General features: G+C 71.8%; 20 protein-coding genes and 1 tRNA gene. 14 read left to right on the top strand and 7 right to left on the bottom strand.

Annotated features, from left to right (window positions below):
• The first annotated feature begins 271 nt into the window (after positions 1 to 271).
• Both WME76_RS16220 and WME76_RS16215 read left to right on the top strand, forming a co-directional pair.
• Positions 272 to 691: a response regulator gene (locus WME76_RS16220; protein WP_433937057.1), complete on the top strand. Its 420-nt coding sequence runs from the start codon at positions 272 to 274 to the stop codon at positions 689 to 691.
• Positions 692 to 781: 90 nt separating this feature from the next.
• Positions 782 to 1564 (top strand): carbon-nitrogen hydrolase family protein, encoded by a 783-nt coding sequence (locus WME76_RS16215; protein ID WP_437960999.1) that lies wholly within the window; start codon positions 782 to 784, stop codon positions 1562 to 1564.
• 60 nt (positions 1565 to 1624) lie between these two features.
• On the opposite strand, the gene WME76_RS16210 is transcribed toward WME76_RS16215, so the two are convergent.
• Positions 1625 to 2566 carry a pyridoxal-phosphate dependent enzyme gene (locus WME76_RS16210; protein ID WP_437960998.1) on the bottom strand — a complete coding sequence of 314 codons (942 nt, stop codon included), beginning with the start codon at positions 2564 to 2566 and terminating at the stop codon, positions 1625 to 1627.
• Positions 2567 to 2649: 83 nt separating this feature from the next.
• Positions 2650 to 3885 (bottom strand): radical SAM family heme chaperone HemW, encoded by a 1236-nt coding sequence (hemW, locus tag WME76_RS16205; RefSeq protein WP_437960997.1) that lies wholly within the window; start codon positions 3883 to 3885, stop codon positions 2650 to 2652.
• Positions 3886 to 4156: 271 nt separating this feature from the next.
• Between hemW and WME76_RS16200 the strand changes: the two genes are divergently transcribed.
• Positions 4157 to 6331, top strand: a complete 2175-nt coding sequence (locus tag WME76_RS16200) for a RelA/SpoT family protein (protein ID WP_061614941.1) — start codon at positions 4157 to 4159, stop codon at positions 6329 to 6331.
• A gap of 24 nt (positions 6332 to 6355) precedes the next feature.
• On the opposite strand, the gene WME76_RS16195 is transcribed toward WME76_RS16200, so the two are convergent.
• On the bottom strand, positions 6356 to 6946 hold the full coding sequence (locus WME76_RS16195) for a YkgJ family cysteine cluster protein (RefSeq protein ID WP_437960996.1): 591 nt from the start codon (positions 6944 to 6946) through the stop codon (positions 6356 to 6358).
• Positions 6947 to 7234: 288 nt separating this feature from the next.
• Here WME76_RS16195 and amrB point away from each other — a divergent pair, with 288 nt between their 5' ends.
• Positions 7235 to 8503 carry an AmmeMemoRadiSam system protein B gene (gene amrB / locus WME76_RS16190; protein WP_437960995.1) on the top strand — a complete coding sequence of 423 codons (1269 nt, stop codon included), beginning with the start codon at positions 7235 to 7237 and terminating at the stop codon, positions 8501 to 8503.
• Positions 8504 to 8662: 159 nt separating this feature from the next.
• Here amrB and WME76_RS16185 read toward each other — a convergent pair whose 3' ends face one another.
• Complete coding sequence (locus WME76_RS16185) at positions 8663 to 9892, bottom strand: FHA domain-containing protein (protein WP_437960994.1); 1230 nt, start codon at positions 9890 to 9892, stop codon at positions 8663 to 8665.
• Between the two features lie 422 nt (positions 9893 to 10314).
• On the opposite strand from WME76_RS16185, the gene WME76_RS16180 reads away from it, so the two are divergent.
• Positions 10315 to 10389, top strand: a tRNA-Gly gene (locus WME76_RS16180).
• A gap of 179 nt (positions 10390 to 10568) precedes the next feature.
• Positions 10569 to 11732: an AAA family ATPase gene (locus WME76_RS16175; RefSeq protein ID WP_433937049.1), complete on the top strand. Its 1164-nt coding sequence runs from the start codon at positions 10569 to 10571 to the stop codon at positions 11730 to 11732.
• On the opposite strand, the gene WME76_RS16170 is transcribed toward WME76_RS16175, so the two are convergent.
• The 3 genes from WME76_RS16170 to WME76_RS16160 form a co-directional block, all read right to left on the bottom strand.
• Complete coding sequence (locus WME76_RS16170) at positions 11644 to 12849, bottom strand: pseudouridine synthase (protein ID WP_437960993.1); 1206 nt, start codon at positions 12847 to 12849, stop codon at positions 11644 to 11646. The genes WME76_RS16175 and WME76_RS16170 overlap by 89 nt on opposite strands.
• A gap of 231 nt (positions 12850 to 13080) precedes the next feature.
• Entirely contained in the window at positions 13081 to 13839 is a 759-nt protein-coding gene (locus tag WME76_RS16165; protein ID WP_437960992.1) for a hypothetical protein, read from the bottom strand.
• A gap of 1 nt (position 13840) precedes the next feature.
• Complete coding sequence (locus WME76_RS16160) at positions 13841 to 14671, bottom strand: hypothetical protein (protein ID WP_437960991.1); 831 nt, start codon at positions 14669 to 14671, stop codon at positions 13841 to 13843.
• Between the two features lie 286 nt (positions 14672 to 14957).
• Between WME76_RS16160 and WME76_RS16155 the strand changes: the two genes are divergently transcribed.
• The 8 genes from WME76_RS16155 (at position 14958) to WME76_RS16120 (ending at position 24223) form a co-directional block, all read left to right on the top strand.
• Positions 14958 to 15167, top strand: coding sequence for a ribbon-helix-helix domain-containing protein (locus WME76_RS16155; protein WP_061619353.1), 210 nt, complete (start codon positions 14958 to 14960; stop codon positions 15165 to 15167).
• 315 nt (positions 15168 to 15482) lie between these two features.
• The gene (gene lepA, locus WME76_RS16150) at positions 15483 to 17285 is read left to right on the top strand and encodes a translation elongation factor 4 (protein ID WP_437960990.1); all 1803 of its coding nucleotides are present in this window, start codon (positions 15483 to 15485) and stop codon (positions 17283 to 17285) included.
• A 77-nt stretch (positions 17286 to 17362) separates the two neighbouring features.
• Entirely contained in the window at positions 17363 to 18001 is a 639-nt protein-coding gene (locus WME76_RS16145) for a hypothetical protein (protein ID WP_437960989.1), read from the top strand.
• A 23-nt stretch (positions 18002 to 18024) separates the two neighbouring features.
• Positions 18025 to 19470 (top strand): M16 family metallopeptidase, encoded by a 1446-nt coding sequence (locus WME76_RS16140; RefSeq protein ID WP_437960988.1) that lies wholly within the window; start codon positions 18025 to 18027, stop codon positions 19468 to 19470.
• Positions 19467 to 20831: a M16 family metallopeptidase gene (locus WME76_RS16135; RefSeq protein ID WP_437960987.1), complete on the top strand. Its 1365-nt coding sequence runs from the start codon at positions 19467 to 19469 to the stop codon at positions 20829 to 20831. The genes WME76_RS16140 and WME76_RS16135 overlap by 4 nt, the downstream gene beginning before the upstream one ends.
• Positions 20832 to 21177: 346 nt before the next feature.
• Positions 21178 to 22164 carry a hypothetical protein gene (locus tag WME76_RS16130; protein WP_437960986.1) on the top strand — a complete coding sequence of 329 codons (987 nt, stop codon included), beginning with the start codon at positions 21178 to 21180 and terminating at the stop codon, positions 22162 to 22164.
• 65 nt (positions 22165 to 22229) lie between these two features.
• A complete protein-coding gene (locus WME76_RS16125) occupies positions 22230 to 22763 on the top strand; it encodes a hypothetical protein (RefSeq protein ID WP_437960985.1) in 534 nt (177 codons plus the stop codon).
• An 86-nt stretch (positions 22764 to 22849) separates the two neighbouring features.
• Complete coding sequence (locus tag WME76_RS16120) at positions 22850 to 24223, top strand: tetratricopeptide repeat protein (RefSeq protein WP_437960984.1); 1374 nt, start codon at positions 22850 to 22852, stop codon at positions 24221 to 24223.
• Positions 24224 to 24261 lie beyond the last annotated feature (38 nt).

Below are 24261 nucleotides of genomic sequence, written 5' to 3'. Positions count from 1 at the left end.
ACGCCGCCGGAGTGGACGGCGAACGCCGCGATCGCCCCAGGTTGGTCGCTCGCGGCGGTCGAGGCTGTCCGGAGCAACAGCATCGGCGACGGCGGAGCCCGACCGGGTCGCCGCGGCGCCCGCCGCTGCCGTGCCGCGGCGTGACGTGCTTCGCCCCACTGCGCTGGCCGTGATGCAGGCAACCAGGATTACTTCGGCTTGAGCGCGTGGTGCGGGACAACGAGGTCTGATACCCTCGCGCTCGATGGGCAATGCCCCGCATTCCGGCAGCATGCCGCCACCTTCGAGTGGTCGGGGCCAAGGGACGCTCCTCTACGCCGTCGACGACGAGGAGAGCAACCTGGACCTCATGGAGCGGGCGCTCCGCTCCGGCTACCAGGTCCGCACCTTCGGCGATCCGCGCCGCGCGCTCGCCGCGGCGGTGAAGGAGCCGCCCTCCGTGGTCGTGGCGGACTACCGGATGCCTCACTTCAGCGGGCTCGCGCTGCTGCGCGAGCTGCGCCGGCAGGGGCTGAGCTACGTGCCGGTGCTCGTCTGCGCGCCCACGGACGTGGAGCAGATCCAGAAGATCTCCCGGGAGAGCGCGACGTTCCGGATCATCACGAAGCCGTGGATCGCCTCGGATCTGCGCCGCCAGGTCGACCTGGCGGTGAGCCTCCATCAGCTCCAGGCGGCCCGGAGCCATCGCTAGCCGAGGGCGCCCGGTGCCCTCGCGCCACGCTGCCCAGCGCGACGTGGGCGCATCGCCGCCGCGCGGAGCGGGCGCGTGGTGGCGGGGCGGATGCGTCAGGCGGCCCCGGTGATCGCCCGCTGCCTCGACGTGGTCGCGCTCGAGCTGCCGCAGCGCTTCGGCGACCCGCGGGCCTCGCTCGCCGAGATCGACCGTCTCCTCGGCTCGCCCGCGGCGAGGGGGGCCGAGCTCGCGCTGCTCCCCGAGCTCATCATCACCGGCTATGTCTCGCCGCGGGGCCACAGCGACCTGCGCCGCTTCGCGGAGCCGCTCGACGGTGAGTCCGCGCGGCGGCTCGCCGAGCTGGCGCGCGCGCACCGGATCGCCCTGGCGGGCCCCCTCGTCGAGGAGAGCCAGGGCCACGTCTACAACAGCCTGCTCGTGTTCGATCGCGACGGGCGCCGGATCGGCCATTACCGCAAGCGCCACCCGTGGTTCCCGGAGCGCTGGGCGACTCCGGGCGATCTCGGGACCCCGGTCCTCGATCTTCGCGGCGCCAAGGTGACCGCCGCGATCTGCTTCGACATCCACTTCGTCTCCGACGACGCGGGCGGCGCGCTCGACGAGGCCGATCTGCTGCTCTTCCCGACCGCCTGGGTCGATCCGCCCGGGGAGGGCGACGCGCGCGCCGATCTCCTGCCCGCGCTGGCCCGGCGCCATCGCGTCGCGGTCGTGAACGCGAACTGGGGGCCTTCCAGCCCGGCGCTCCACGGCCAGGGCGGCTCGCGCATCCTCGACGCGCGCGGCCGCACGGTCGCGGCGGCGCCGCGCGACCCGGGGCCGAGCGTGGTGCGCGCCTCCCTGCGCCTCGCGCACGATCCGCCCGGCGCGTGAGGGAGCTCGGCGCGCGCCGTCGCGCCGCGCGGGGCGGCTGGCGCGGTCGTCCGAGCTCGCTCAGGTGAACGGGAGGGCGCTCAGCTCGACGTTGCCGCCGCTCAGGATGACGCCGATCCGCGCCCCCTGGACCTTGCGCAGGAGGACCGCCGCCGCGGGCACGGCCGCGCTCGGCTCGATGAGGAGCTTCATCCGCTCCCACACGACGCGCATCGCCTCGACGATCTCCGCATCGCTGACGGTGACGATCTCGACCCCCTGCGCGCGCAGGACCGCGAAGGTGAGCTCGCCGAGCGAGCTCCGGAGCCCGTCCGCGATCGTCGTCGGGTCGTTCGAGGGGAGGATCTTCCCTTCGCGCAGCGATCGCACGGCGTCGTCCGCCGCCTCGGGCTCGGCTCCGATCGTGCGCGCGCGCGACAGCGCGCTCGTCGCGATGGCGGTGCCGGAGAGCAGCCCGCCGCCGCCCACGGGCGCGACCACGGCGTCGAGGTCCTCCACCTGGCTCGCGAGCTCGAGCGCGGCCGTGCCCTGGCCGGCGATGACGTGCGCGTCGTTGTAGGGGTGGACGAGCACCGCGCCCGTCTCGGCGAGCACGCGGGCGACCGTCTCCTCGCGCGACCGCAGCGTGGGGGCGCAGCTCACGACGCGGGCGCCGTAGCCCTCCACGGCGGCGCGCTTCACGGCGGGCGCGCTCTCGGGCATGACGATATGCGCAGCGACGCCGCGGATGCGGGCGGCGAGCGCGAGCGCGGCGGCGTGGTTGCCCGAGGAGTGGGTCGCGACGCCGCGGCGCGCCTCGTCGTCCGAGAGGGCCATGACCGCGTTGCACGCCCCGCGGAACTTGAACGCCCCGGCCCGCTGCAGGTTCTCGCATTTGAAGAAGACGCGCGCCCCCGCGATGCCGTCGATCGTCCTGCTGGTCATGATGGGGGTCACGTGGGCGTGCGGCGCGATGCGCGCGGCGGCGCGGCGGATGTCCTCGATCGTGGGCAGCGGGCTCATGGGACGAGCATCGGAGCGCGGCCAGCGCCCGACGTCCACTGCGAGCGCGTCACGTGTCACGCGCCCGCGACCGCGGCGCCGCGTCAGAAAAGATCGGCCGCGATGCCGTCGGCGAAGACCCAGGCGGCCCGCGGGACGCTGAGCCGCCCGCCGGTCACCGCGAGGCGGCCGGCGCGCACGAGCCGCTCCGCGGCCCTGCGCCGCGCCGCGCTCCACGCCGGCACCCCGAGCGCCGCGGCGGCGGCCTCGAGATCGAACCCCTCGCGCAGCCTGAGCCCGAGCATGATGCGCTCGGACAGCCGCGTCTCCGGGTCGAGCCGCTCCTCGCTCTCGACCGGGATCGCCTCGCCGCCCTCGGCCATGGCGGCCATGTACCGCTCCGGGCTCACGACATTCCGGTAGCGGACCGCGAACGCGTCGCCGCGATCCTCCGCGCCGGCCGACCGCAGGCCCCAGCGCGGATCCGGGCGCGACACCGTGCCGTATGCGGCGCACCCGAGCCCGACGTAATCAATGCCTTGCCAGTAGCCGAGGTTATGGCGCGCCTCGTGGCCCGGCTTTGCGTAGTTCGAGACCTCGTAGTGGGCCAACCCCTCTGCCTCGAGCGCCTCGTCGATCGCGAAGAACGTGTCCGCGACCCCGTCGTCTCCGGCGAGCGGCAGGCGTCCGCGCCGCGCGAGCTCTCCGAACGAGGTGCCGGGCTCGACGGTGAGGCTGTACGCCGAGATATGGCTCACGCCGGTCGCTGCCACCGCCCGCGCCTCGGCGGCGGCGTGCTCGGGGCGCTGCTCTCGCGCCTGCTCGGCTGTCCCCACGGCGACACCATAGATGAGATCGCCGCTCACGCGCGGCATCCCGGACCGCAGGGCCGCCGCGAGCGCGCCGAGCCCGCCGTCTGGGTCGTGCAGGCGCCCGAGGAACCGGAGGCGCTCCGCGTCGAGCCCCTGGACGCCGACGCTCAGCCGGTTGACTCCGACCGCTCGGAACGCGCGGGCCCGCTGCTCATCGAGCGAGGTGGGGTTGCATTCGACGGTGACCTCGAGGTCCGGCGAGAGCCGGCCGGCGGCCGCCGTGATCGCCGCGAGCACCCTGCCCATCTCCTCCGGCTCCCACAGGGACGGCGTCCCGCCGCCGAAGAACACGCTCCGAAGCTCGCGCTCGCCCAGCGCCTCCGTCCGCCTGCGGAGCTCGGCGAGCACAGCGTCGGCATAACCCCGGTGATCGATCGCCTCCCGCGCCTTCGCGAACGAGACGAAGTCGCAGTAGGGACACTTCTTGAGGCACCACGGGAAGTGGACGTAGGCGGTGATCGGCTCCATGGAATTCACGAAAGCGGGCAGAAACGGACAATCAGACACGGGCAGACGCGGGCAGACCTCAAACGTCAAACAGACGCGAACGGACCCGACCCGATGCACGCGGATGCGAACAGACGCAAGCGGGCGCGAACACACGCGAACAGACACGAGAACGGAGCCGGCGGAGCGCGCTCCCTGCGCCGGGCACGCGCATGGTGACACAATTGCGGGGCCTAGATCGCGGTGTTAGCGTGCAAAAGGGAGGGGGCGCATTGCGCCCGCCGAACTCTTCATGCTGACGTTGACGGAGCTTGTCGATCGCGTTCGGACCTATCAGCCGGCTGCAGACGTCGATCTCATCGCCCGGGCCTACGCCTATAGCTCTGACGCTCACCGAGGGCAGACTCGCAAGAGCGGCGACCCGTACTTTTCGCACCCGGCGAGCGTCGCCGCGATCATCACCGAGCTCAAGCTGGACACGGCGAGCGTCTGCGCCGGGCTCCTGCACGACGTCGTCGAGGATACCCTCGCGACGACCACGGACATCGAGAACAGCTTCGGCCAGGAGGTGGCGTTCCTCGTCGACGGCGTGACGAAGCTCTCGAAGATCAACTTCGCTTCGAAGGAAGATCGGCAGGCCGAGAACTTCCGCAAGATGCTGGTGGCGATGGCGCGCGACATCCGCGTGCTCCTCGTGAAGCTGTGCGACCGCCTCGACAACATGCGGACGCTCGAGTTCATGAAGCCCGACTCGCAGGACCGGATCGCGCGGGAGACGATGGAGATCTACGCCCCGCTCGCGAACCGCCTCGGCATCGCGCGCTTCAAGAGCGAGCTCGAGGATCTGTCGTTCAGGTACATCGAGCCGGAGGCCTGGTCGGATCTCTCGCAGAAGGTCAAGACGACCGCGAAGGAGCGCGACAAGTACATCCACGAGGTCTCGAAGGTGCTCTCGGCCAAGCTCGCGGAGCAGGGCTTCGCGGTCGACGTCACCGGCCGCGCGAAGCACCTCTACTCGATCTGGCGCAAGATGCAGGCGCAGCAGTGCGACTTCGATCAGGTCTACGACGTCATCGCGTTCCGCGTGCTCGTCGAGTCGGTCGCCGACTGCTACGCGACGCTCGGCGTCATCCACTCGCAGTGGACCCCGGTCCCGGGCCGCTTCAAGGATTACGTCGCGCTGCCCAAGCCCAACATGTACCAGTCGCTGCACACGACGGTGATCGGGCCCGGGCGCGAGCGGATCGAGATCCAGATCCGCACCCACGAGATGCACCGCGTGGCAGAGCAGGGCATCGCGGCGCACTGGAAGTACAAGGAGCGCAACTCCGGCGGCATCGACCCGAAGGACGCGGCGCGGTTCGGCTGGCTCCGCCAGCTCATGGAGTTCCAGAAGGAGCTCAAGGACCCGGCCGAGTTCCTCGAGAGCGTCAAGGTCGACCTGTTCCAGGACGAGGTGTACGTCTTCACGCCGAAGGGGGACGTGCGCGTCTTCCCCCGCGGCTCGACGCCGATCGACTTCGCGTACGCGATCCACACGAAGGTCGGCGAGCACTGCTCGGGAGCGCGGGTCAACGGCGCCATCGTCCCGCTCCGCTCGAAGCTCCGGAACGGCGACGTGGTCGAGGTGATGACCAACCCGAGCCAGCACCCGTCGAAGGACTGGCTCGATTACGTCACGACCAGCCGCGCGCGCGCGAAGATCCGCAACTTCCTGCGCACGGAGCAGCGGGAGAAGTCGCTCAAGCTCGGCCGCGAGCTCCTCGAAAAGGAGATGCACCAGCGGAGCATGAGCCTGAGCCGCCTCACCAAGAATGAGGCCGAGCTGCGCAAGGTGATGGATCGGTTCGGCGTCACCTCGGCCGACGAGCTGTTCATCGCGGTCGGCTACGGCAAGGTGAGCGTCCGCGCGGTGTGCGAGTTCCTCGCGCCCACGCCCAAGGAGAACGAGACGGGCACGCCGTCGCTGCCGCCGGAGTCGATCAAGGAAGGGCGCATCGAGTCGCTCGTCCGCAAGGTCACGGGGCGCGACAGCCACGGCATCCGGCTGAACGGCATCGACGACGTCCTCGTTCGCTACACGAAGTGCTGTAACCCGCTTCCCGGCGACGAGATCGTCGGGTTCATCACGCGCGGCCGCGGCATCACGGTCCACCGCCGCAACTGCGCCAAGGCGTTCGACACGGACCCCGAGCGCCGCGTGGAGATCTCGTGGGACTCGCGCGCGAAGATCAACCGCCCCGTGCAGATCAAGGTGATGACGGCGAACCGCCCGGGCATCCTCGCGACGGTGGGCCACACGTTTCACGAGCAGGGCATCAACATCAGCGAGGCCACCTGTCGTGCCGGCGACGACGGCCGGGCGATGAACACGTTCACGTTCCTCTGCTCCGACCTCGCGCAGCTCAAGAGCGTCATCCGTCGCCTGCAGCGGATCCCCGGCGTGATGGCCGTCGAGCGGACCTGAGCTGGCCCTGCGCGCGCGGCGAGCTCAGCGCCCCCGGCGAGCGCGCGCCCTGGACGGGCCTCCCGCGGCGCCGGGATTGGCGTCCGCCAGCGCGCGGGTGAGGGGACGGCCGAGGTCGCCGCCCGACTCGTGACGCGCCGCGACTTCCTGCACCTTGCGGACGAGCCGGGTCACGTCGTGGTGGCGCACCGGGGATCCGGCAGAGGCGCGATCGCAGAAGAAGGTGCGGCACCCGAGCGGTCTCGCCGCGTAGATCGCGCAGCGGCCGGCGCCTGTCAGCATCGGGCACCGCCGCTCCGCGGCTTGCGGCAGCGCGCGCCGCCGGCTCGGGTCTCCGCCAGACGCCGGCGGCTCGGGCGCTCCCGTCCCGCCGGCTCGCACGATCCCCTGGAGCGCGCGAGCGCCCCCTCGGGACGCGATCGCGCGACGTACGGCGGCGAGCTCGATGGACGTCACATACGGCTCCCGACCCGTGATTCCGAACCGACAGCACTCGGTCGAGGCCTGGCAAGTCCAGCCATGGAAGAGCTCCTCCGCCTCGCGGTACACGGCCGAGAGCTCGGCGAGCAGCTCGGCTTCACGGACGGGCGGCTCAGGGGTCGCGGTTCGGCGCATTCGTCGGGAGTCTCTCGTGCTGGCCGCGGGAAGGGTGGCGGGCGCGAAGCGGCCGTGGGGCGGGGTAGGTGCGGAGCCTCGATGGAGGGACCGTAGTCCCGCGCGCATCCGCCGCGAAGCGGCAATCCGAGATGCCGCAGCGGCCTGACGCGCAGCACCGGCCGCGTCCGTTCAGGCGCGAGCTGCCCCTGGGACGCCCCTACGATGACAGAGGGAGCGTCCGCTGTCGCGGGGTCGCGCGAGGCCGCAAGGTGGGCGTCGAGCGCGTACGCGCTATCCTCGCGATGGATGTCGGTTCTGCGCCCGAAGCTTCGAGCTCTGGAGGTTGTCGTCATCCACGATGAGCGCCTCGGCCGCGCGCTGATGCTGCGCGACACCGAGGGCATCGCGCCGTCGGCCATCGTCGTGCCCGCCGCGAGCTCCGCGGTGCTCGCGCGCTTCGACGGGCGGCGGTCGATCGACGAGATCGCGCGAGAGGTCTCCCGGTCGACGGGCCAGCGCGTGGACGCCGCCGACGTGTCGCGGCTGGCGGACGAGCTGGAGCGCGCGTGGATGCTCGACAGCCCGCGATTCCACGCGCGCCGCCGGACGGTCGTGCAGTCGTTCGACGCGGCGCCGATCCGGATGGCTGCCCACGCGGGCGGCGCATACCACGGCGATCGACTGAGGCTCGCCGACTTCATCGAGCGCCAGTGCCTCCGCGCCGCGCGGCCGCAGGGCGGGGCGCCTTCCTGCGCCGCGCCGCAAGGCGCGCCGAAGCGCATGGTCGGCCTCTGCGCGCCGCACATGGACCTCTGGCGCGCCGCGGTCGGCTACGGGCACGCCTACGCCGCGCTGGAGCAGGCGCTGACCGGCCCGGGGCTGGAGAAGGTCGACACGTTCGTTCTGCTCGGGACGTCGCACGCCCCGATGCGCCGCCCGTACGCGGTCTGCGAGAAGACGTTCGCGACGCCGCTCGGCCCGCTCGATCCGGATCGCGAGATGATCTCGGAGCTCGCGGCGGCGAGCCGGTTCGACGTTCACGAGGATCAGTACCTGCACAAGAACGAGCACTCGATCGAGTTCCAGGCCGTGTTCGTGCGGCACCTCCTCGGCGATCGCGCGGCGACGATCGTGCCGATCCTCTGCGGTCTCTCGGATTGCCAGGCGCGGCGACGCGACCCCGCGCAGGACGACGGCGCCGAGTCGTTCCTGAAGGCGCTCGGCGACGCCCTCGCGAAGCGCCGCGATCGCGTCCTCGTGATCGCAGGCGCAGATCTCGCCCACGTCGGCCCGCGCTTCGGCGATCCCGCGCCGCTCGACGAGCGCCAGCGGAGGGCGCTGCGCGATCGCGACCTCGCCTCGATCGAGCGCGCCACGTCGATCGATCCGCCGGGCTTCTTCGCCGACGTCGCTCAGGACCTCGGCACGCGTCGCGTCTGCGGCCTCGGCCCCATCTATACGCTGCTCCGCGCGCTCCCGCCGTCGTCTCGCGGAGAAATGCTGCATTACGAGCAGTGCATCGACCCCGACGAGGGATCGATCGTCAGCCACACGTCTCTCGGATTCTACGGCTGAAGATCCGCGTCCACCGCCGGGCGCGCGATGGCACGCCGCCGCGAGGGGCGCTTCATCGCGAGGCTCGCGGCATCGCGATGCGCGCCCCGTTGCGGAGGCGCGCCGGGAGCTCCTCGACGCTGGCGCGCCGGGAGGCTCCCGGGAAAACGAGGGTGCGGCTCAGCCGCGCGGGACCCTGCGGCGCGCGATGTCGAGGCCGAGCCGGTCGGCCTCGCGGTAGATCGCCTGTCGCGACATGCCGAGGGCGCGCGCCGCCGAGGCGACGGAGCCGTTGGCCCGGGCGAGGGCGTCCTCGAGGCGAGCGCGCGCGAGCGACGGATCCGTCGCCGGCGGGAGGTTCGGCTTCACGCGCGGTCCGCGCGAGAGCGACCCAGCGATCGGCGAGACGGAGAGCGGCCCCTCCGGCGACGCCTGGGCCGCGGTCACGATGGCGGACTCGAGCTGCGGAACGCCGCCCGGCCAGCCAGCGCGGACGAGCGCCTCCAGGAGCTGCGGGGTGAAGCGATCGAGGCCGATCGCGTTGCGCTCCGCGATGTCGCGCACGATGAGCGGCACGTCCTCGCGCCGCATCTCCAGCGTCGGGATGGTGACCCGCTTGCCGGAGAAGAGCGACGCGAACCACGGCGCCACGCGCCCATCGCCGGCGGCCCGATCGAGCGGCTGCCCGGTCGTGGCGATGATGCTGACGCCGCTCGAGCGGCCGACCGAGTGCGCGATCTCGAGCTGCTGCGGGCGCGGCAGGCGATCGGCCTCGAGGACGAGCCACGTCATCGGCCGCGCGCCGGGCGGGATGACCGGCTTGGTCTCCGCGCTTCCGTCGACGACCAGCGTCTCGCCCAGGCCCTCGCGCACCGCGGCGGCGAGGCGGGCCAGCGTGCGCTTGCCGACCCCGGGCGCGCCCTCGATGCAGACGCTGGAGCCCGACTGCACGAGCTTCATCACCGGGTCGATCCAGTCCTTGCGCTGCTTCGACCCGAAGACGAGCGGCCCGAGCCGCGACGGCGCGCCGTCGTACAGCGCGAGGTGCCGCTCGACGAAGACCGCGAGCTGCTGGCCGAGGCGGACCACGTCGCCGTGCATCACGCCGATGCGCCGGGCGCGGACGCCGTTCACCCACGTGCCGTCGTGGGTATCCATGTCCTCGATGTAACAACCGTCCGAGCGGACGCTGATCTTGGCGTGCTCCGGCGCGATCCCGTGCCCCTCGATGCGCCCGTCGCGCGCGGCGCTGCCGATCACAGCGCCGTCCATGAGGCTCACGATCCGCGGCGGAGCGTCGAGGCCGATCAGGACGAGCCCCCAGCCGCCATCGTCGTCCTGTCGCTTGGCGTGGACTCCGGACCGGTACTCCTTCTGGAGGACCGGCGCCGCCGTCTCTGCAACGTCCACTCGCAAAGCAGTCTGTTCGTTCATGCTCCCCCCAAGTCCAAAGGACCTGCCTGGTCGACCCAGGCCAACCAAGAGCGCGCCGATCGGCGGGCACCCTTATGATGTAAGAGCCCGCCTCACGGTGCCGCTGTCACGAACGCGAAGGCTTTTCTGAGCGGCACCGAGCGCGGTGCTGCTTGGCGAGCCCCCTCGCTCGCAATGGCCACACAATACTCGACCAGAGCGGCTGCGCAACCTGCCGGCGACGGAAGATCCTCGGTTTTGTTTCTGAGTGCTTGACTCTGACGACGCCGATTGGTACTCCTCCGCCACGCATCGACGGAGGCGACCTCCAGCGATGACCTGGCGCGAATCGGGAATTCTCTGACAAGCGCCTTGAGACAGAGTTTTCGATTGATTCCCGATTCAGGTGACTGACGTCTGCGGGAGTAACTCAGTGGTAGAGTGCAACCTTGCCAAGGTTGACGTCGCGGGTTCAAATCCCGTCTCCCGCTCCACGAGATAGGCTCTGCAACAGCGAGCAACCCTGAGAGGCCGGTGTGACCCACCGGCCTCTCGTGTTTTGTTCCACCGCCCGGCGCGCGGGCGCCGGGGAGCGCGCCGCGGTCGCCGCCGCGGCGATCGTGACGGCGATCGATGCGCCGGATGGCGGGCCTGTGATACGAGCATTCGCCTCATGTCGGCTCCGCTCCACGAGCGCCTGCGCCTGCTTGCCCACAGCCTAGAGCGGCAGTTCCTGGGCAAGGACGAGATCATCCGCCTGCTCATGATCGCGGTCGTCGCGGGCGAGCACTGCGTGCTCCTCGGCCCGCCGGGGACCGCGAAGAGCGCGCTCATCCGCACGCTCGCGGAGCTGATGCAGGCCCAGTACTTCGAGTACCTGCTCACGCGCTTCACCGAGCCGAACGAGATCTTCGGCCCGGTCGACATCGGCGCCTTTCGCGAGGGCGTCTACCGCCGGAACACCGCGGGGATGCTGCCCGAAGCGGAGATCGTCTTCCTCGACGAGGTCTTCAAGTCGAACAGCGCCATCCTGAACGCGCTGCTCACGCTGCTGAACGAGCGCAAGTTCTCGAGCGGCGGCCAGGTGATCCGCTGCCCGCTCATCAGCGTCTTCGCGGCCTCGAACGAGGTGCCGGGCGACGAGACGCTGACGGCGATCTTCGATCGCTTCCTCCTGCGGGTGCAGTCCGACAACCTCGACGCCTACCACTTCAGCGAGCTGCTCCAGCGCGGCATCCAGCAGGAGATCCGGCACATGGCCGGCGAGCCGCTCCGCCCGCTTGTCGCGGCGCGCGAGCTGGCCGAGCTCGGCCGGGGGTTCGGCGCGCGGATGAACTTCAGTGACGCGTTCCTGTCGGCCTACAAGGGGCTGGTGTTCCAGATCCGCGCCGAGGGCATCTCGCTCTCGGACCGCCGGGTCGTGAAGATGCTCAAGCTCTTCGCCGCGAGCGCGTACCTGGACGGCCGTCAGGTGACGGACGCGAGCGACTTCTTCGTGCTCAAGCACATCTGGAACAACCAGGATCAGGCCGCGATCCTCGAGGGCATCGTGCAACCGGTGCTCGAGGCGTTCTTCCGCGAGCACCCGGATCGCCGTCGCGTCGGCGCGCTCGGCGTGGGCGTGGAGGCGCTCGCCGCGGAGATCGATCGCATCCGCCAGATCCTCACGGGCGGCGCCGCCCTCGGCGACGTCCAGCTCTTCAGTCAGCTCAAGGCGCTCGGCGAGATCAAGCAGGCGCTCGCCGGCATCAATGACGCCCGGGCCCGCGAGCTCGAGGCCCGCGTGTCTCAGCTCCTCGAGGCTTCGTTTCGGAGCGGGCGTTTCGCGCAGATCTAGCCGGCCCGGGGCCGGGCGCGCTCGGCGGGGCGATGTTCGCCCTGGAGCGCGCCCGCGGCTGAGCCGGTCCCGGACCGGGCGCGACCGGCGGGGCGATGTTCGCCCTGGAGCGCGCCCGCGGCTGAGCCGGTCCCGGGCCGGGCGCGACCGGCGGGGCGATGTTCGCCCTGGAGCGCGCCCGCGGTTGAGCCGGTCCCGGACCGGGTGCGCCCGGGGCGTCGGCGCCGGTCCTGGCGCGGGCCCTCGACGGCGCGGGCGTCCGGCTGCGCGCGGCCGGACCGGCGGCCTCCGGCGCGGGTCGATGCGGCGCCTTCGCGCTCGATCGGGCGGCTCCGGCGACCCGCCGATGATCGACCGGCCCGGAGGACGCGCCCATCATCGCGCCGCGGATCCGCTTGGGAACGCCGAACGCCTCGCGGATGTGGAGCAGCTCATCCACCGTCAGCGCGCGCCACTCCCCGGGCCGGAGCCCCTCCGAGCTGACGCCGGCGAACGTCGTGCGGGCCAGGCGCATGACGGGCCAGCCGGTCGCCTCGCCCATGCGCCGGATCTGCTGGTTGCGGCCCTCGCGGAGGGTGACCTCCAGCCACGTCTTGTCTCCCTCGCGCCGCAGGATCCGCGCTTCGGCCGGCAGGGTGACCCCATCCTCCAGGCGAATGCCCTCGCGCCACGGCGTGAGGTCGTCGTCGCTCATGACCCCCTGGACCTTCAGCACGTACGTCTTCGGCACGCCGCCGCGCGGATGGAGCAGCGCGTTGGCGAAGTCGCCGTCGTTCGTCATGAGCAGGATCCCGCTCGTCGCGAAGTCGAGCCGACCCACGGGGTAGAGCCGCGCGCCCGTGCCGCGCACGTGGTCGGCGACCGTCGGGCGCCCCTCGGGATCGCGCAAGGTCGAGACGACGTTCCGCGGCTTGTGCAGGGCCACGTAGACTGGAACCTCGGAGACCAGGCGCTTGCCGTCCACCTCGATCCGGTCCTTTTGCCGGTCCGCCTTCAAGCCGAGCTCGGTCACGACGCGGCCGTTCACGCGCACCCGCCCGGCCAGGATGAGCTCCTCGGAGGCCCGGCGTGAGGCGACCCCGGCGCGCGCGATGATCTTTTGCAGACGTTCTTCCATGATGTTTTCAGGACCTGTGCCGACGCTGCCGGCGGACGGCTCTGATAAGCACGCCCCCCGCGCGGCGTCGACCGACCTCGGGCGCGCGCTTCCCAGAGCCACCGTCGAGCCCTGCGCCAGCGCGCCTGCACCCTTGCCCTGGCGAGCGCCTGTTGCGGCGGGATCACCAGGGCGCGCGCCGCGGGACGGGCAGACGAGAGGGACCTCCGGACCGACTGGAGGAGGCGCGCGCTACTTCTTGTTCCCGGAGGGCTCCGCGCTCCCGCTGCCGTCCACGGCCTCGTCCGCGGCGCTCCGGTCTTCCGCGGCCTTCTTCGCGGCCGCCTCCTCTTCCTTCCTGCGCTCGTCATCCTCGACGCGGCGCCGCAGCTCGTTGTCGTGGTCCCACCGATCGACCCGCTCGTCGGCGTCGATGTCCACGCCCATGCGCTCGAGCCGGCCCATCCGGTAGATCTCCCAGACGTCCGGCTTGCCGTCGCGGTTCGTGTCCCGCTTGATGCGCGCGAGCTTGCCGCCGCTGTAGTACTTCCACTCGTCGGGGTTGCCGTCGCGATCGGAGTCGATCCTCACCTCGGCCAGCCTTCCGCTGGCGAACGTGAGCCAGGTGTCGATCCGGCCGTCGTAGTTCGCGTCGGACTCCTCGTGAAGGCTCTCGCCCTTGTCGTTGTACCTGCGGACGACGTCCTTCACCCCGTCGAAGTTCGTGTCGATCTCGCGGCACACGAGCGCCCGATGACGGTCCTCGCCGGTGCCCACGATCTGCCAGACGCGCCGCACGTTGGGCTGGATCGCGCCCGGCCCGGCGGTCTCGCTCGCCTCGCGATCGGCTCTGCCCTTCCATTCGCACATCGAGCGATCGTCGATGCTGCCGTCGGCGTTGCGAGCCGCCTCGACCTTCGGCGCCTTCGCGCCTTCGAACCCTGGATCCGAGCTGCACGCCGCGCCGAGCAGGCCGAGCGCGGTCAGCGCGATGAGCGCCTGTCTTCTCATGTCATGGTCCCTTCGTGACGGCCGGCTGGCTCGCGGCGTTGGCGGGCGTGGAGCCGGCGGGCGCCGCGCTCGTCGCCGGGGCCGCGCCGGCGGGCGCGGGCGCGGCGCTCGCGGGCGGCGCGCCCGGGGCCCCGGGCTGCCCTGCGGCGCTCGCCCCGGCCGCGGGGGGCGCCGCGCTGCTCGGCGGGGGCGCGATGGGCTTCGGCGCGCCGTACGACTCGGCGCACAGGTCCACCACGCCGGCGGGATCGGGCTTGCCGTCGGCGTTCTTGTCGGTCGCCACGACCGCGCACTTCTCGTCGTTCGGGTTGTTGAATTGCCACCACTGGTCGACGATCTGGTCGCCGTCAGAGTCGCGCTCGCGGCGCACGAGGCGTGTCCCCTCGTAGTAGTCCCAGGTGTCGAGCTTGTCGTCGAAGTTGGTCTCGCGCTCCTTCAGCACGACGGCGCCGCGCTCGTAATGCGCGATCTCGTCGGCGCGCCCGTCGCGGTCGAAGTCCGACTCGCGGCGGCGCTCGGCGCCCCTCGCGTCATAGTAGATGAAGGCGTCGATCGAGCCGTCCAGGTTCAGGTCGACGACCCGGCAGACCTCGCGGCCGTCCTTCTTCACGTGGATGATGTCGGGCGTCCGGTCGCCGTTCACGTCGACCTTCTCCGCCGAGGCGGAGTCCTTCTCGCAGGGCTCGTGGACGATCGCCGTGTCCCGCTCGCCGGTGGCGCTCTTCGCGCCGGAGGGCGCTGGCGTCGACGAGGCGCAGGAGGCGACAAACAGGGGGATCAGGGCCACGAGCGAGCACCTGGACGACGGCCAGGTGAGCGGGAATCGCGTCATCAAGAGATGCCTCCGGCGGGCCGTGGACTTTCGGGACAGAAGCTCGACGCGCCGGGCGAGCCGTCCCGACGCGGACCAGCTTCGGCCGCAGTCTAGACCGCGGCGCGTTCGCACATCAAGAAGCCCACGGGAGGCGGCAAGGCGCCAAAGTGGTAACCGACGCGCACATGGAAGCGCGTGGACCGCGACAGCGCCATTCCGATTGACAACACACGTACCGGCATCTAGGGTAACGTCTTGTCAGTCGTACCTTTCGAGACTGGCGGGTTACCCTCCCGGGCGTGACATGTCGCGGAAGAAAGTCTCGACGACCATCTACATCACGCCCGAGCAGGCCGAGCGGCTGAAGATCCTGCACGAACGCACCAAGGTCCCGATCGCCGTGTACATCCGCGAGGGGATAGACCTGGTCCTCAAGCACTACGAGCACGTGCTGCCAGGGCAGATGTCGCTGGAGAGCACGCCGGCCCCTCCGCCGCCGACCCCGAAGAAATGAGCTCTGGCCGGCGCCCGAGCCGGCGCCCACGCCGCCCGTCCCGACGGAGGCCCGGCGGGCTCCCGGGACCGAGCCCGGCGGGAGGCACGGGCGCCTGGACGCCGCGCGCTGTCCGGGCGGATAGCTTCGCGGCGCGGGTCGCGCTAGGAGCAAGCGCGCCGCGGTCCCACCACGTCCCCGCGGCGCTCGCAGGGCCGCGCGCCGCGGCTCGTTCCCCAGAGGGGGCGCGGACGTGTGGTCCGCTCCTTCGCATCTCGGTCGAGGCCGCGCGCTGCGGCCGCTAACGCTGGTCAGGGTCGCGCCCCGAAGCTCGCTATGCCTGTCGATTCCAAGTTCATCCGCAACTTCTCCATCATCGCTCACATCGATCACGGCAAGTCCACGCTCGCCGACCGCATCCTCGACGCGACCGGGGCGCTCACCGCCCGCGAGCAGAAGGAGCAGTTCCTCGACAAGATGGATATCGAGCGCGAGCGGGGGATCACCATCAAGGCCCAGACCGTGCGGCTCGACTACACCGCGAAGGACGGGCAGACGTACCGGCTGCACCTCATCGATACGCCCGGGCACGTCGACTTCAACTACGAGGTCTCGCGCAGCCTCCAGGCGTGCGAGGGCGCGCTGCTCGTCGTCGACGCCACCCAGGGCGTGGAGGCGCAGACCCTCGCGAACGTCTTCCTCGCGCTCGACAACAACCTCGCGATCATCCCCGTCCTCAACAAGATCGACCTCCCGTCGGCCGACACCGAGCGGACCACGCGCGAGATCGAGGACGTCATCGGCCTCGACTGCTCCGGCGCCATCCCCGCCAGCGCCAAGACGGGGATCGGCATCTTGGAGATCCTCGAGGCGGTGGTCTCGCGGGTCCCGGCGCCCAAGGGCGACCTGGACGCGGCGCCGCGCGCGCTCATCTTCGATAGCTGGTACGACAGCTACCGCGGCGCGGTCGTGATGGTGCGCGTCGTCGACGGCGTCCTCCGGAAGGGGCAGAAGGTCCGCTTCATGGCGACCGGCCGCGACTACGAGGTCACGGAGATGGGCGTGTTCACGCCCCACGCGACCGCCATCACCGAGCTCGGGCCGGGGGAGGTCGGCTTCCTCGTCGGCAACATCAAGAGCGTGGTCGACACGAAGATCGGCGATACGGTGACGGACGCCGTCCACCCGGCCACCACGCCGCTGCCCGGCTTCAAGGAGGTCAAGCCGATGGTCTTCGCCGGGATCTTCCCGACGGACTCGGCCCAGTACGAGGACCTGCGCGACGCGCTGTCCAAGCTCCACATGAACGACGCCGCGTTCGTCTTCGAGCCCGACACGTCCGAGGCGCTCGGGTTCGGCTTCCGGTGCGGCTTCCTCGGCCTGCTCCACATGGAGATCATCCAGGAGCGGCTCGAGCGCGAGTACAACCTCGACCTCATCACGACCGCGCCGAGCGTCGTCTATCACTGCTTCCTGAACGACGGCTCGATGAAGTCGATCGAGAACCCGGCGAAGCTCCCGCCGCCGAACCTCACCGATCGCATCGAGGAGCCGATCTTCCGGATGACCGTCCACGTGCCGTCGACGTATGTCGGCGCGGTCCTCGCCCTGTGCCAGGAGCGGCGCGGGGAGCAGAAGTCGATCCAGTACGCCTCGTCCGACCGCGTGATCATCACGTACGACATGCCCCTCAGCGAGGTGCTCTTCGACTTCCACGACAAGCTGAAGAGCGTGTCGCGCGGCTACGCGTCGATGGATTACGAGCTCGTCGGGTACCGGGCCGATGACCTCATCAAGCTGGACATGCTGGTGAACGGCGATCCGCTCGACGCGCTGAGCATCATCGTGCACCGGGACAAGGCGTACGCCCGGGGCCGGGACCTCGCCGTGAAGCTCAAGGACATCGTGCCGCGCCAGCAGTACGAGGTCGCCATCCAGGCGGCGATCGGGTCGAAGGTCATCGCGCGGACGACCGTGAAGGCGATGCGCAAGGACGTGACCGCCAAGTGCTACGGCGGCGACATCAGCCGCAAGCGCAAGCTCCTCGAGAAGCAGAAAGAGGGCAAGAAGCGGATGAAGATGGTCGGGAGCGTCGAGATCCCGCAGGAGGCGTTCCTCGCCATCCTGAAGATCGACTGAGTGCCCGGGGAGCCGCGGGCGCGGGGCGCGGCCACGCGAGCGTGGCGGCGCGCGTCCACCGCTCGTATAAGCCGCCCATGCAGCCCGCCCCCGTCCGCCCGCGCGCCCTCCGCGTGGCGCCCCCTGTCCTTGCCCTCGGCCTCGCCGTCCTCGCGTGCGACGACCCGCGCGCCCCGGTGCCGGGGGCGCCCATCACCTCTTCTACCGCTTCCGCGGCGCCCGCCGCGCCATCGACGAGCGCCGCGGCGGCCCCCACGGCCACGGAGGCCCCCAGGCGCGAGATGCCGCCGCGGCCCGTGCCGATCGGGTCGAGCGGGCCTATCCAGCCGAGCGCCCCGCCGGAGCAGCAGATGATGGCGATCCAGTACACGCTCGCCATGGTGTCGCCGCAGCCGACGGATCCGCTCGTCGACAAGGCCTACCTCGACGCCATCGTGCCCAAGCTCGCCGTCGCGGTGCGCACCGCGGACAAGGGCAAGACCCCTCCGAACCCGGTGAAGGCCACCAAGGGGAACAGGAAGATCGAGATCGACATGGGCAAGGGATGCACCGAGCGCACCCCGTCGAACCTGATCGCGCAGCGGGCAGGCTCGTCCCTCCGGGAGGCGTACGACGCGGGCATCCTCGTCGTCTCCTGCCACGACGTCCTCTGGGAGTGCCACCAGTCGACACGGGATCCGAGCGATGTCCTGTGTCACGCAGCGCCGCGGCGCTGAGCGTGGTATGGGCAGCGTCTGCCATGCAGGAGACGCTTGCCTACTCGCTCCCCGGCGCCGCCGACGCGCTCCCCCGAACGGATCCGCTCGCCGCGCTGGTCGCCGACCTGAACCGCGATCGCCCGCCGCTCGCCCGGCTGCGCCATGACGCCACCGTCGCGTTCGGCCCCGCCATGCGCGTCGAGCGCTTCGTCCTCGGCAACGGGCTCAAGGTGCTCGTGCTCGTCGACCCCTCGGCGCCCGTGGTCTGCTTGCAGACCTGGTTCGGCGTCGGCTCGCGCCACGAGCGCATCGGGAAGACCGGCATCGCCCACCTCTTCGAGCACCTCATGTTCGGCGAGACGGAGAGCGTCGCCCACGGCGCGTTCGACCGGATGCTCGAGGAGGCCGGCGCCGAGACGAACGCGGCGACGTTCCTCGACTGGACCTACTACCACACGAACCTTCCGAAGGACGCGCTCGAGCTGACCCTGCGCCTCGAGGCCGAGCGCATGGCGCGGCTCGTCCTCCGCGACCCCCAGGTGTCGAGCGAGAAGGAGGTCGTCGCCAACGAGCGGCGGCAGCGCGTCGACGACGACGTCGACGGGGCGGTGAGCGAGCTGCTCTACAAGGAGGCGTTCAAGAAGCACGCCTACGGGTGGCCGACCATCGGCTGGATGGAGGACATCAAGGGCTTCACGACCGAGGACTGCGTCGAGTTCTACCGGACGTACTACGCCCCCAACAACGCGGCGCTCGTCCTCGTGGGCGACGTCGCGCTCGATCAGGCGCTGCGCGGCGTGCAGGACCACTACGGCGCCCAGGAGCCGTCGAAGATCCCGGTCGAGGACGTGTCTCCGGAGCCGCCGCAGACCGAGGAGCGCCGCGCCGAGGTGACGAAGCCGACCGCCACGCACAAGGTCGCGATCGGCTACCACTCGCCGGCGCTCGGGGATTTCGACCACGCGCCGCTCGTGCTGCTGAACGAGATCCTCTTCGCCGGCCGGTCGTCGCGCGTGCACCGCGCGCTCGTGCAGGAGCAGGAGATCGCGAGCGAGGTCCGCGGCTGGGTCGGCTCGTTCCGCGACCCCGCGCTGTACGACATCTACCTCTCGGCCCGCGGTGATCACACCGGCGACGCGCTGCTCGCGGCCCTCGAGCCGCTCCTGGAGGCGGTGCGCCGCGCCCCCGTCACCGACGCGGAGCTCGACCGGGCCAAGGCGCGCGTCGAGCTCTCCGTGCTGCAAGGGCTCGAGACCGTCGCGGGCAAGGCCGAGCAGATCGGCTTCTACGAGACGGTGCTCGGCGACCCCGCGGCCCTGTTCGAGCGGCTCGCCGCCTACCGGCGGGCGACCGTGGGGGACCTGCTGCGCGTGGCGCGGCGTTACCTGGTGAGCTCGGCGCGGACCGTGATCCACGTGATCCCGGACGGCTCGAGCGACGACGACGACGGGGACGAGGCGGGCGAGGAGAGCGAGGAGGCATCGTGAGCCAGAGCGTGAAGAGCGGCCTCGCCTGGGGCGCCGAGGGGCAGGGCAGGGGAGCGCCGGGCGGGCGCGTGGCGCCGCGGGACGGCGCGGTGCTCGTGGAGACGAGCCACGCGCTGCCCATCGTCAGCATCGTGGTCGCGTTCCGCTCCGGGTCGGCGTACGACCCGGTCGGGCGCGAGGGGCTCGCCCGGATCACGGCGCGCATGCTCCGCCGCGGCGCCGAGGGCTACAGCGCGAACGAGATCGAGGAGACCATCGACGCGCTCGGCGGGGAGTTCGGCGCCGACGTGGCGACGAGCGCGACGACGGTGCACTTCGAGGTGATCAAGCGATCGCTCGACCGGTTCATCGAGCTCGGGGCCACGCTCCTCGCGCGCCCGACGTTCTCGCCGACCGAGCTCGCGCGGCTCCTGCGCGAGGCGGAGGCCGAGCTCATCGAGGCGCGCGACAGCGATCGCTCGCTGTGCAGCCGCGCCTTCCGGCGGTGCCTGTTCGCGGGGCACCCCTACGGCCGCCGCATCGCCGGCACCATCCCGACGCTGCGGGAGATCACGCGCGACGACGTCGCGGCCTTCTACGCGCGGCACTACACCCGGCGCAACGCGATCGTGGCCATCTCGGGTGACGTCGAGCCCGCCGAGGCGCACGCGGTCGCGGAGCGCCTCCTGTCCGGTCTGCCCGAGGGCGAGCCGGTCCCCGACCCGGTGAACGAGCCCGAGGGCCGGCGGGGGCGGTGCCTCGTGTTCGTCGACAAACCCGAGCGGACGCAGACGCAGATGGTCATCGGCGGCCTCGGCACCGACGCCCACGATCCCGACCACATGGCCCTCCTCGTCGCGAACACCGCGTTCGGGGGCACGTTCTCGTCGCGGCTGATGCAGGAGGTGCGGGCGAAGCGCGGCTGGTCGTACGGCGCCTCGTCGCGGGCGGGCTTCGATCGGCATCGCGACGCCTTCACGATGTGGACGGCGCCCGCGGCGCAGGACGCCGCCGCCTGCCTCTCGCTGCAGCTCGGGCTGCTCGAGGCGCTGCGGCGCGAAGGGATCACGGAGGACGAGCTCACGTTCGTGAAGCGCTACCTCGTCCGCTCCCACGCGTTCGAGATCGACACCGCCAGGAAGCGCGTTCACCAGCGGCTCGAGGAGATCCTGTACGACCTGCCCGAGGGCTATCACGACGCCTACGTGCAGCGGGTCGAGGCGGTCACGCTCGAGGAGGCGAACGCCGCCGTGCGGCGTCGGATCCCGGAGGACGATCTCGTGATCGGCGTCGTCGGGACCCACGAGGAGATCGGCGAGACCGTCGCCGCGTCGATCCCGAAGCTCGCCGAGGTGAAGGTCGAGCCGTACGATCTCGAGTAGGCAGGGCGCCGCGCGCTGGCGCGTCACCGCAGCGCGAGATCGTCCGTGACGCCGGGGAGCGATCCCCGTCGTCGACGGTCTCGCGGCGCGGCCGTGCTGCCGCGGCGCTGCCCGCCGGGTCGAGCGGCCTGAGCGACCGGCCGGCGGGAAGATCGCGGGCGCCACCGCAACCGGCGTCGAGGCGCGGCATCCAAGGCCGCTGCTTCTTCGCGAGAGCGGGGCAGGGCCCGCGCTGCGCTTCCTGACTTCCGGCGCGATCGGCGGCGATCGCTCCGCAGGTGACGTGCGGCTTCCGTCCCGGCGATCCCGGGCGCCGGCTCGCGAGGGCGAACGACGGGAGCTTGCGATGAAGGCACGAACGATCAACGCGCCGGTCCTTGCCGTGGTGACCGCGCTGGCCGGGCCCGCCGCCGCGGCCGTCCCGATCACGATCACGCACCAGGGGCGCCTGTACGACGCGGCAGGCCAGCCCATCGACGACACGCTCGACGTGGTGTTCGCGCTGTACGACGCGGTCGACGCGCCCGTACCGATCTGGAGCGAGGTCCACACGATCACGTTCGACCACGGGTATTTCTCGGTCGACCTCGGCGAACTCGCGCCCGTCGACAAGCCCGTCCTCAAGGGCACGGCGCGCTACCTGGGGATCACCGTCGGGAACGATCCAGAGATGGTCCCGCGCGCCAGGGTGGCGAGCGTTCCGTACGCGCTCCAGGCCAGCAATGTATCCGGCGACATCACGCCGAACTCGATCTCGATCGGCGGTCAGCTCGTCATCGACAGCAGCGGCCTCTGGGTCGGCGAGCCGGCCGGCCTGCAGGGCGCGCCGGGGCCGTCGGGTCCGCCCGGACCGGCCGGTCCGGTGGGCCCCGCCGGCCCGCCCGGCGAGGCGGGGCCGCCCGGGGCGCAGGGGGCGGCCGGTCCACCTGGGCCGCCCGGTGTGGTCTCGAGCACCTCCGTCTCTGGCGCGGGCCTCGATCCACGGTCGTCGCTTCAGTTCCTCGCGGCGCCGGCGACGGTGAGCGTGACCGCTCCGGGGCAGCGCATCGTGGTCGTGTCCAACAAGGCGCTCGGCACCGACGAGACCCCTGCGGACCAGCTCCTCCTCTGGATCTGCTCGCAGCAGATCGCCCCGCTGAAGGAGATCACCCCCGAGGGGACCGGCGTCTATTCGCTGCGGCTCCCGGCGAACACCAGCATCAGCATGGGGTTGAGCGCCGTGCTCTTGCTGCCACCCGGTCAGTACAACGTGGGTCTCTGCGGGAAAACCGATAGCCTTTTCTGGACCAACAACGACTATTCCTACACCTCCGCTGTCGTCACCATGGAGTAAGGTCGGGCCGGGCGGGTGACCTCGCGCGCGGCGACATGCGCGGCGCGTGCCCCGGCGATCCCACCATGCAGAAGGAGCTGATGACCCCCGCGGCGATCCTGCTCGGCAGCGTCTTCATCGCGGCAGGTCTCTACTTCGGGCTTCAGCGAGAGGCGCCCCCCGCCGCGTCCCATCCGGCAGGCGCGGAAGCCGTGGCTGCCTCCGCGAAGATGCCAGCATCGGGCGCGCCAGCGCCGGCCGAGGCGCCCGCTCCGCCGCAGCCGGCGCCGCGCGCCGCGGATGCCACGGCCGCCTCGCCGGGCGAGCTCTACAAGCGCGTCGAGGCGGACGCCGTCAAGGCCCTCGAGGCGCGGCGGTCGCTCTTCGTGAAGCAGTGCTGGGAGCCCTCGCTCAAGAAGAGCCCCACGCCCGCGCGCGCCAAGTACCTGTTCAACATGACATTCGACGCGTCCGGGAAGGAGATCGCCCGCGGCATCAGCGAGGTCCGAGGGATGGACCGCCCGGACGCAGCGCAATGCCTCCGGATGATCCCGCTGGGGATCGGCGTGCCGCCGCCCGGAGCCCGCATCGCCGTCGAGGTCGAGATGATCCTGCCGTGAGGGCGCGATCGCTGCGGCGCCGCGGTACGGCCGCATCCATCGCGCCGCTGTTTGGTGCGCGATGGGCGCTGGGCTAAGGTCACGTCGTGCCTTGGCTTGCTGAGCTCGCCCTGCACCTGTTTCGCGCGCTGCACCTCATCGTCCTCGCGGTCGCGCCCACGTGGCTGTCGCCGGAGCCGATGCCGCCGCGCGCGCTCGCCCTCGCGGGAGCGCTCTCGGCAGCCGCGCTCGCGGCGGCGCTCGGCCTGTCGGCGTGGTTCGCCGCGCGGCTGGAGACGCGGCTCGCCAGGAACGGGGCCGCGCTGCTGTGGCTCGCGATCGCCACGGCGCTCGCGGCGACGCTCTACTTCCGCGGGCCGCGCGCGCCGCTCGCGCAGGGGGTCTTCGTCGTCGCCGCGCCGCTCTGGGCGGCGCTCGCGACGCTCGCCGCGGCCGCTGCGGAGCACTGGCTCGGATCGAGCTTCAAGCACCGGCGGATGGGCGCCGCGATCGCCCTGATCGGCCTTGGCGCCGTCCAGGTGTTTGGGGCGTCGTCGCTGCTCGGATCGCCCGAGCGGATGTGGTGGGCGGCGCTGCGCCGCGACGGCGCGCACCTGCGCGCGGTCGATGAGCTCACGAGGCCGCTCCTCGAGAAGCGCAAGCTCGACGATCTCGAGGGCATCGCCGGGCGCTGCCTGAAGATGCACCCCGCCTCCGCGGCGAGCGCCGCGCCGGCGACGTGCGCCTGTCTCGCGTTGCGCGCCGAGGCGAGGCTCCACGCCCGCAACGCCGGCGCCGCCCTCCGCGATGCGGAGGCCGCGCGCGAGCGATGCCCGGAGCAGCGGGGCGCGCGCGCCGTCCTGGCCGAGGCGCTCGCCGTCGCCGGCCGCCCCGAGCGCGCGGCCGCCGAGGCGCGGGCCGCGCTCGAGGAGGGCGGCGACCCGTCGCGGCTGCGGTACGCGCTCGCGCTCGCGCACGAGCGCTCGGGTCGCCTCGCGGAGGCGAGGGCGGAGGCGGAGCGCGCGATCGAGGCGGGCGCCGGCCGGAAGGCGCAGCTCCTCGCGGGAGCGCTCGCGATCCTGGCCGGGGATCTCGACGGGGCCACGGCGCGCCTCGCGCCGCTCGCCCAGCAGGACCCGTCCGACGCCGAGGTGCTCTACAACCTCGCGCTCATCGCCGACAAACGCGGCGACTACAACGGCGCGCGCCAGGGCTACCTCGCCGCCCTGAAGGCCGATCCGAGGAACGCCGACGCGCGGTACAACGTCGCGCTCCTGACGTTCCGCGCCGGCATCGTCGAGGAGTCCCGCCACCACGCGCGCAAGTTCCTCGAGGCGTTCCCGGAAGATCCGCGCGGCGGCCAGCTCGCGCGCACGACGGGCACGCCGCTCGGCGCCGCGGGCGGCGACGGCTCCCCGCCGGCGCGGCCCGGCGCGCGCCGGCCTCCGCAAGAGCCCGCCGCGAGCTCGGGCCCTCGCTGAGCTTCGCGCGTCGGCGATCTCGCCCACCAGGGATCCCT

Source organism: Sorangium sp. So ce119, from assembly GCF_051524405.1.
In the GTDB taxonomy this organism is placed as follows: Bacteria; Myxococcota_A; Polyangia; order Polyangiales; family Polyangiaceae; genus Sorangium; species Sorangium cellulosum_G.
The sequence above is the reverse complement of the archived record's forward strand: the minus strand, read 5'-3'. Positions and strand labels throughout refer to the sequence as shown.

Excerpts from the sequence above, each read along its gene's own strand:
- WME76_RS16220 (WP_433937057.1), top strand. The coding sequence starts at position 272 with ATGCCGCCACCTTCGAGTGGTCGGGGCCAAGGGACGCTCCTCTACGCC.
- WME76_RS16215 (WP_437960999.1), top strand. The coding sequence starts at position 782 with ATGCGTCAGGCGGCCCCGGTGATCGCCCGCTGCCTCGACGTGGTCGCG.
- WME76_RS16210 (WP_437960998.1), bottom strand. The coding sequence starts at position 2,566 with ATGAGCCCGCTGCCCACGATCGAGGACATCCGCCGCGCCGCCGCGCGC.
- hemW (WP_437960997.1), bottom strand. The coding sequence starts at position 3,885 with ATGGAGCCGATCACCGCCTACGTCCACTTCCCGTGGTGCCTCAAGAAG.
- WME76_RS16200 (WP_061614941.1), top strand. The coding sequence starts at position 4,157 with ATGCTGACGTTGACGGAGCTTGTCGATCGCGTTCGGACCTATCAGCCG.
- WME76_RS16195 (WP_437960996.1), bottom strand. The coding sequence starts at position 6,946 with ATGCGCCGAACCGCGACCCCTGAGCCGCCCGTCCGTGAAGCCGAGCTG.
- amrB (WP_437960995.1), top strand. The coding sequence starts at position 7,235 with ATGTCGGTTCTGCGCCCGAAGCTTCGAGCTCTGGAGGTTGTCGTCATC.
- WME76_RS16175 (WP_433937049.1), top strand. The coding sequence starts at position 10,569 with ATGTCGGCTCCGCTCCACGAGCGCCTGCGCCTGCTTGCCCACAGCCTA.
- WME76_RS16170 (WP_437960993.1), bottom strand. The coding sequence starts at position 12,849 with ATGGAAGAACGTCTGCAAAAGATCATCGCGCGCGCCGGGGTCGCCTCA.
- WME76_RS16165 (WP_437960992.1), bottom strand. The coding sequence starts at position 13,839 with ATGAGAAGACAGGCGCTCATCGCGCTGACCGCGCTCGGCCTGCTCGGC.
- WME76_RS16160 (WP_437960991.1), bottom strand. The coding sequence starts at position 14,671 with ATGACGCGATTCCCGCTCACCTGGCCGTCGTCCAGGTGCTCGCTCGTG.
- WME76_RS16155 (WP_061619353.1), top strand. The coding sequence starts at position 14,958 with ATGTCGCGGAAGAAAGTCTCGACGACCATCTACATCACGCCCGAGCAG.
- lepA (WP_437960990.1), top strand. The coding sequence starts at position 15,483 with ATGCCTGTCGATTCCAAGTTCATCCGCAACTTCTCCATCATCGCTCAC.
- WME76_RS16145 (WP_437960989.1), top strand. The coding sequence starts at position 17,363 with ATGCAGCCCGCCCCCGTCCGCCCGCGCGCCCTCCGCGTGGCGCCCCCT.
- WME76_RS16140 (WP_437960988.1), top strand. The coding sequence starts at position 18,025 with ATGCAGGAGACGCTTGCCTACTCGCTCCCCGGCGCCGCCGACGCGCTC.
- WME76_RS16130 (WP_437960986.1), top strand. The coding sequence starts at position 21,178 with ATGAAGGCACGAACGATCAACGCGCCGGTCCTTGCCGTGGTGACCGCG.
- WME76_RS16125 (WP_437960985.1), top strand. The coding sequence starts at position 22,230 with ATGCAGAAGGAGCTGATGACCCCCGCGGCGATCCTGCTCGGCAGCGTC.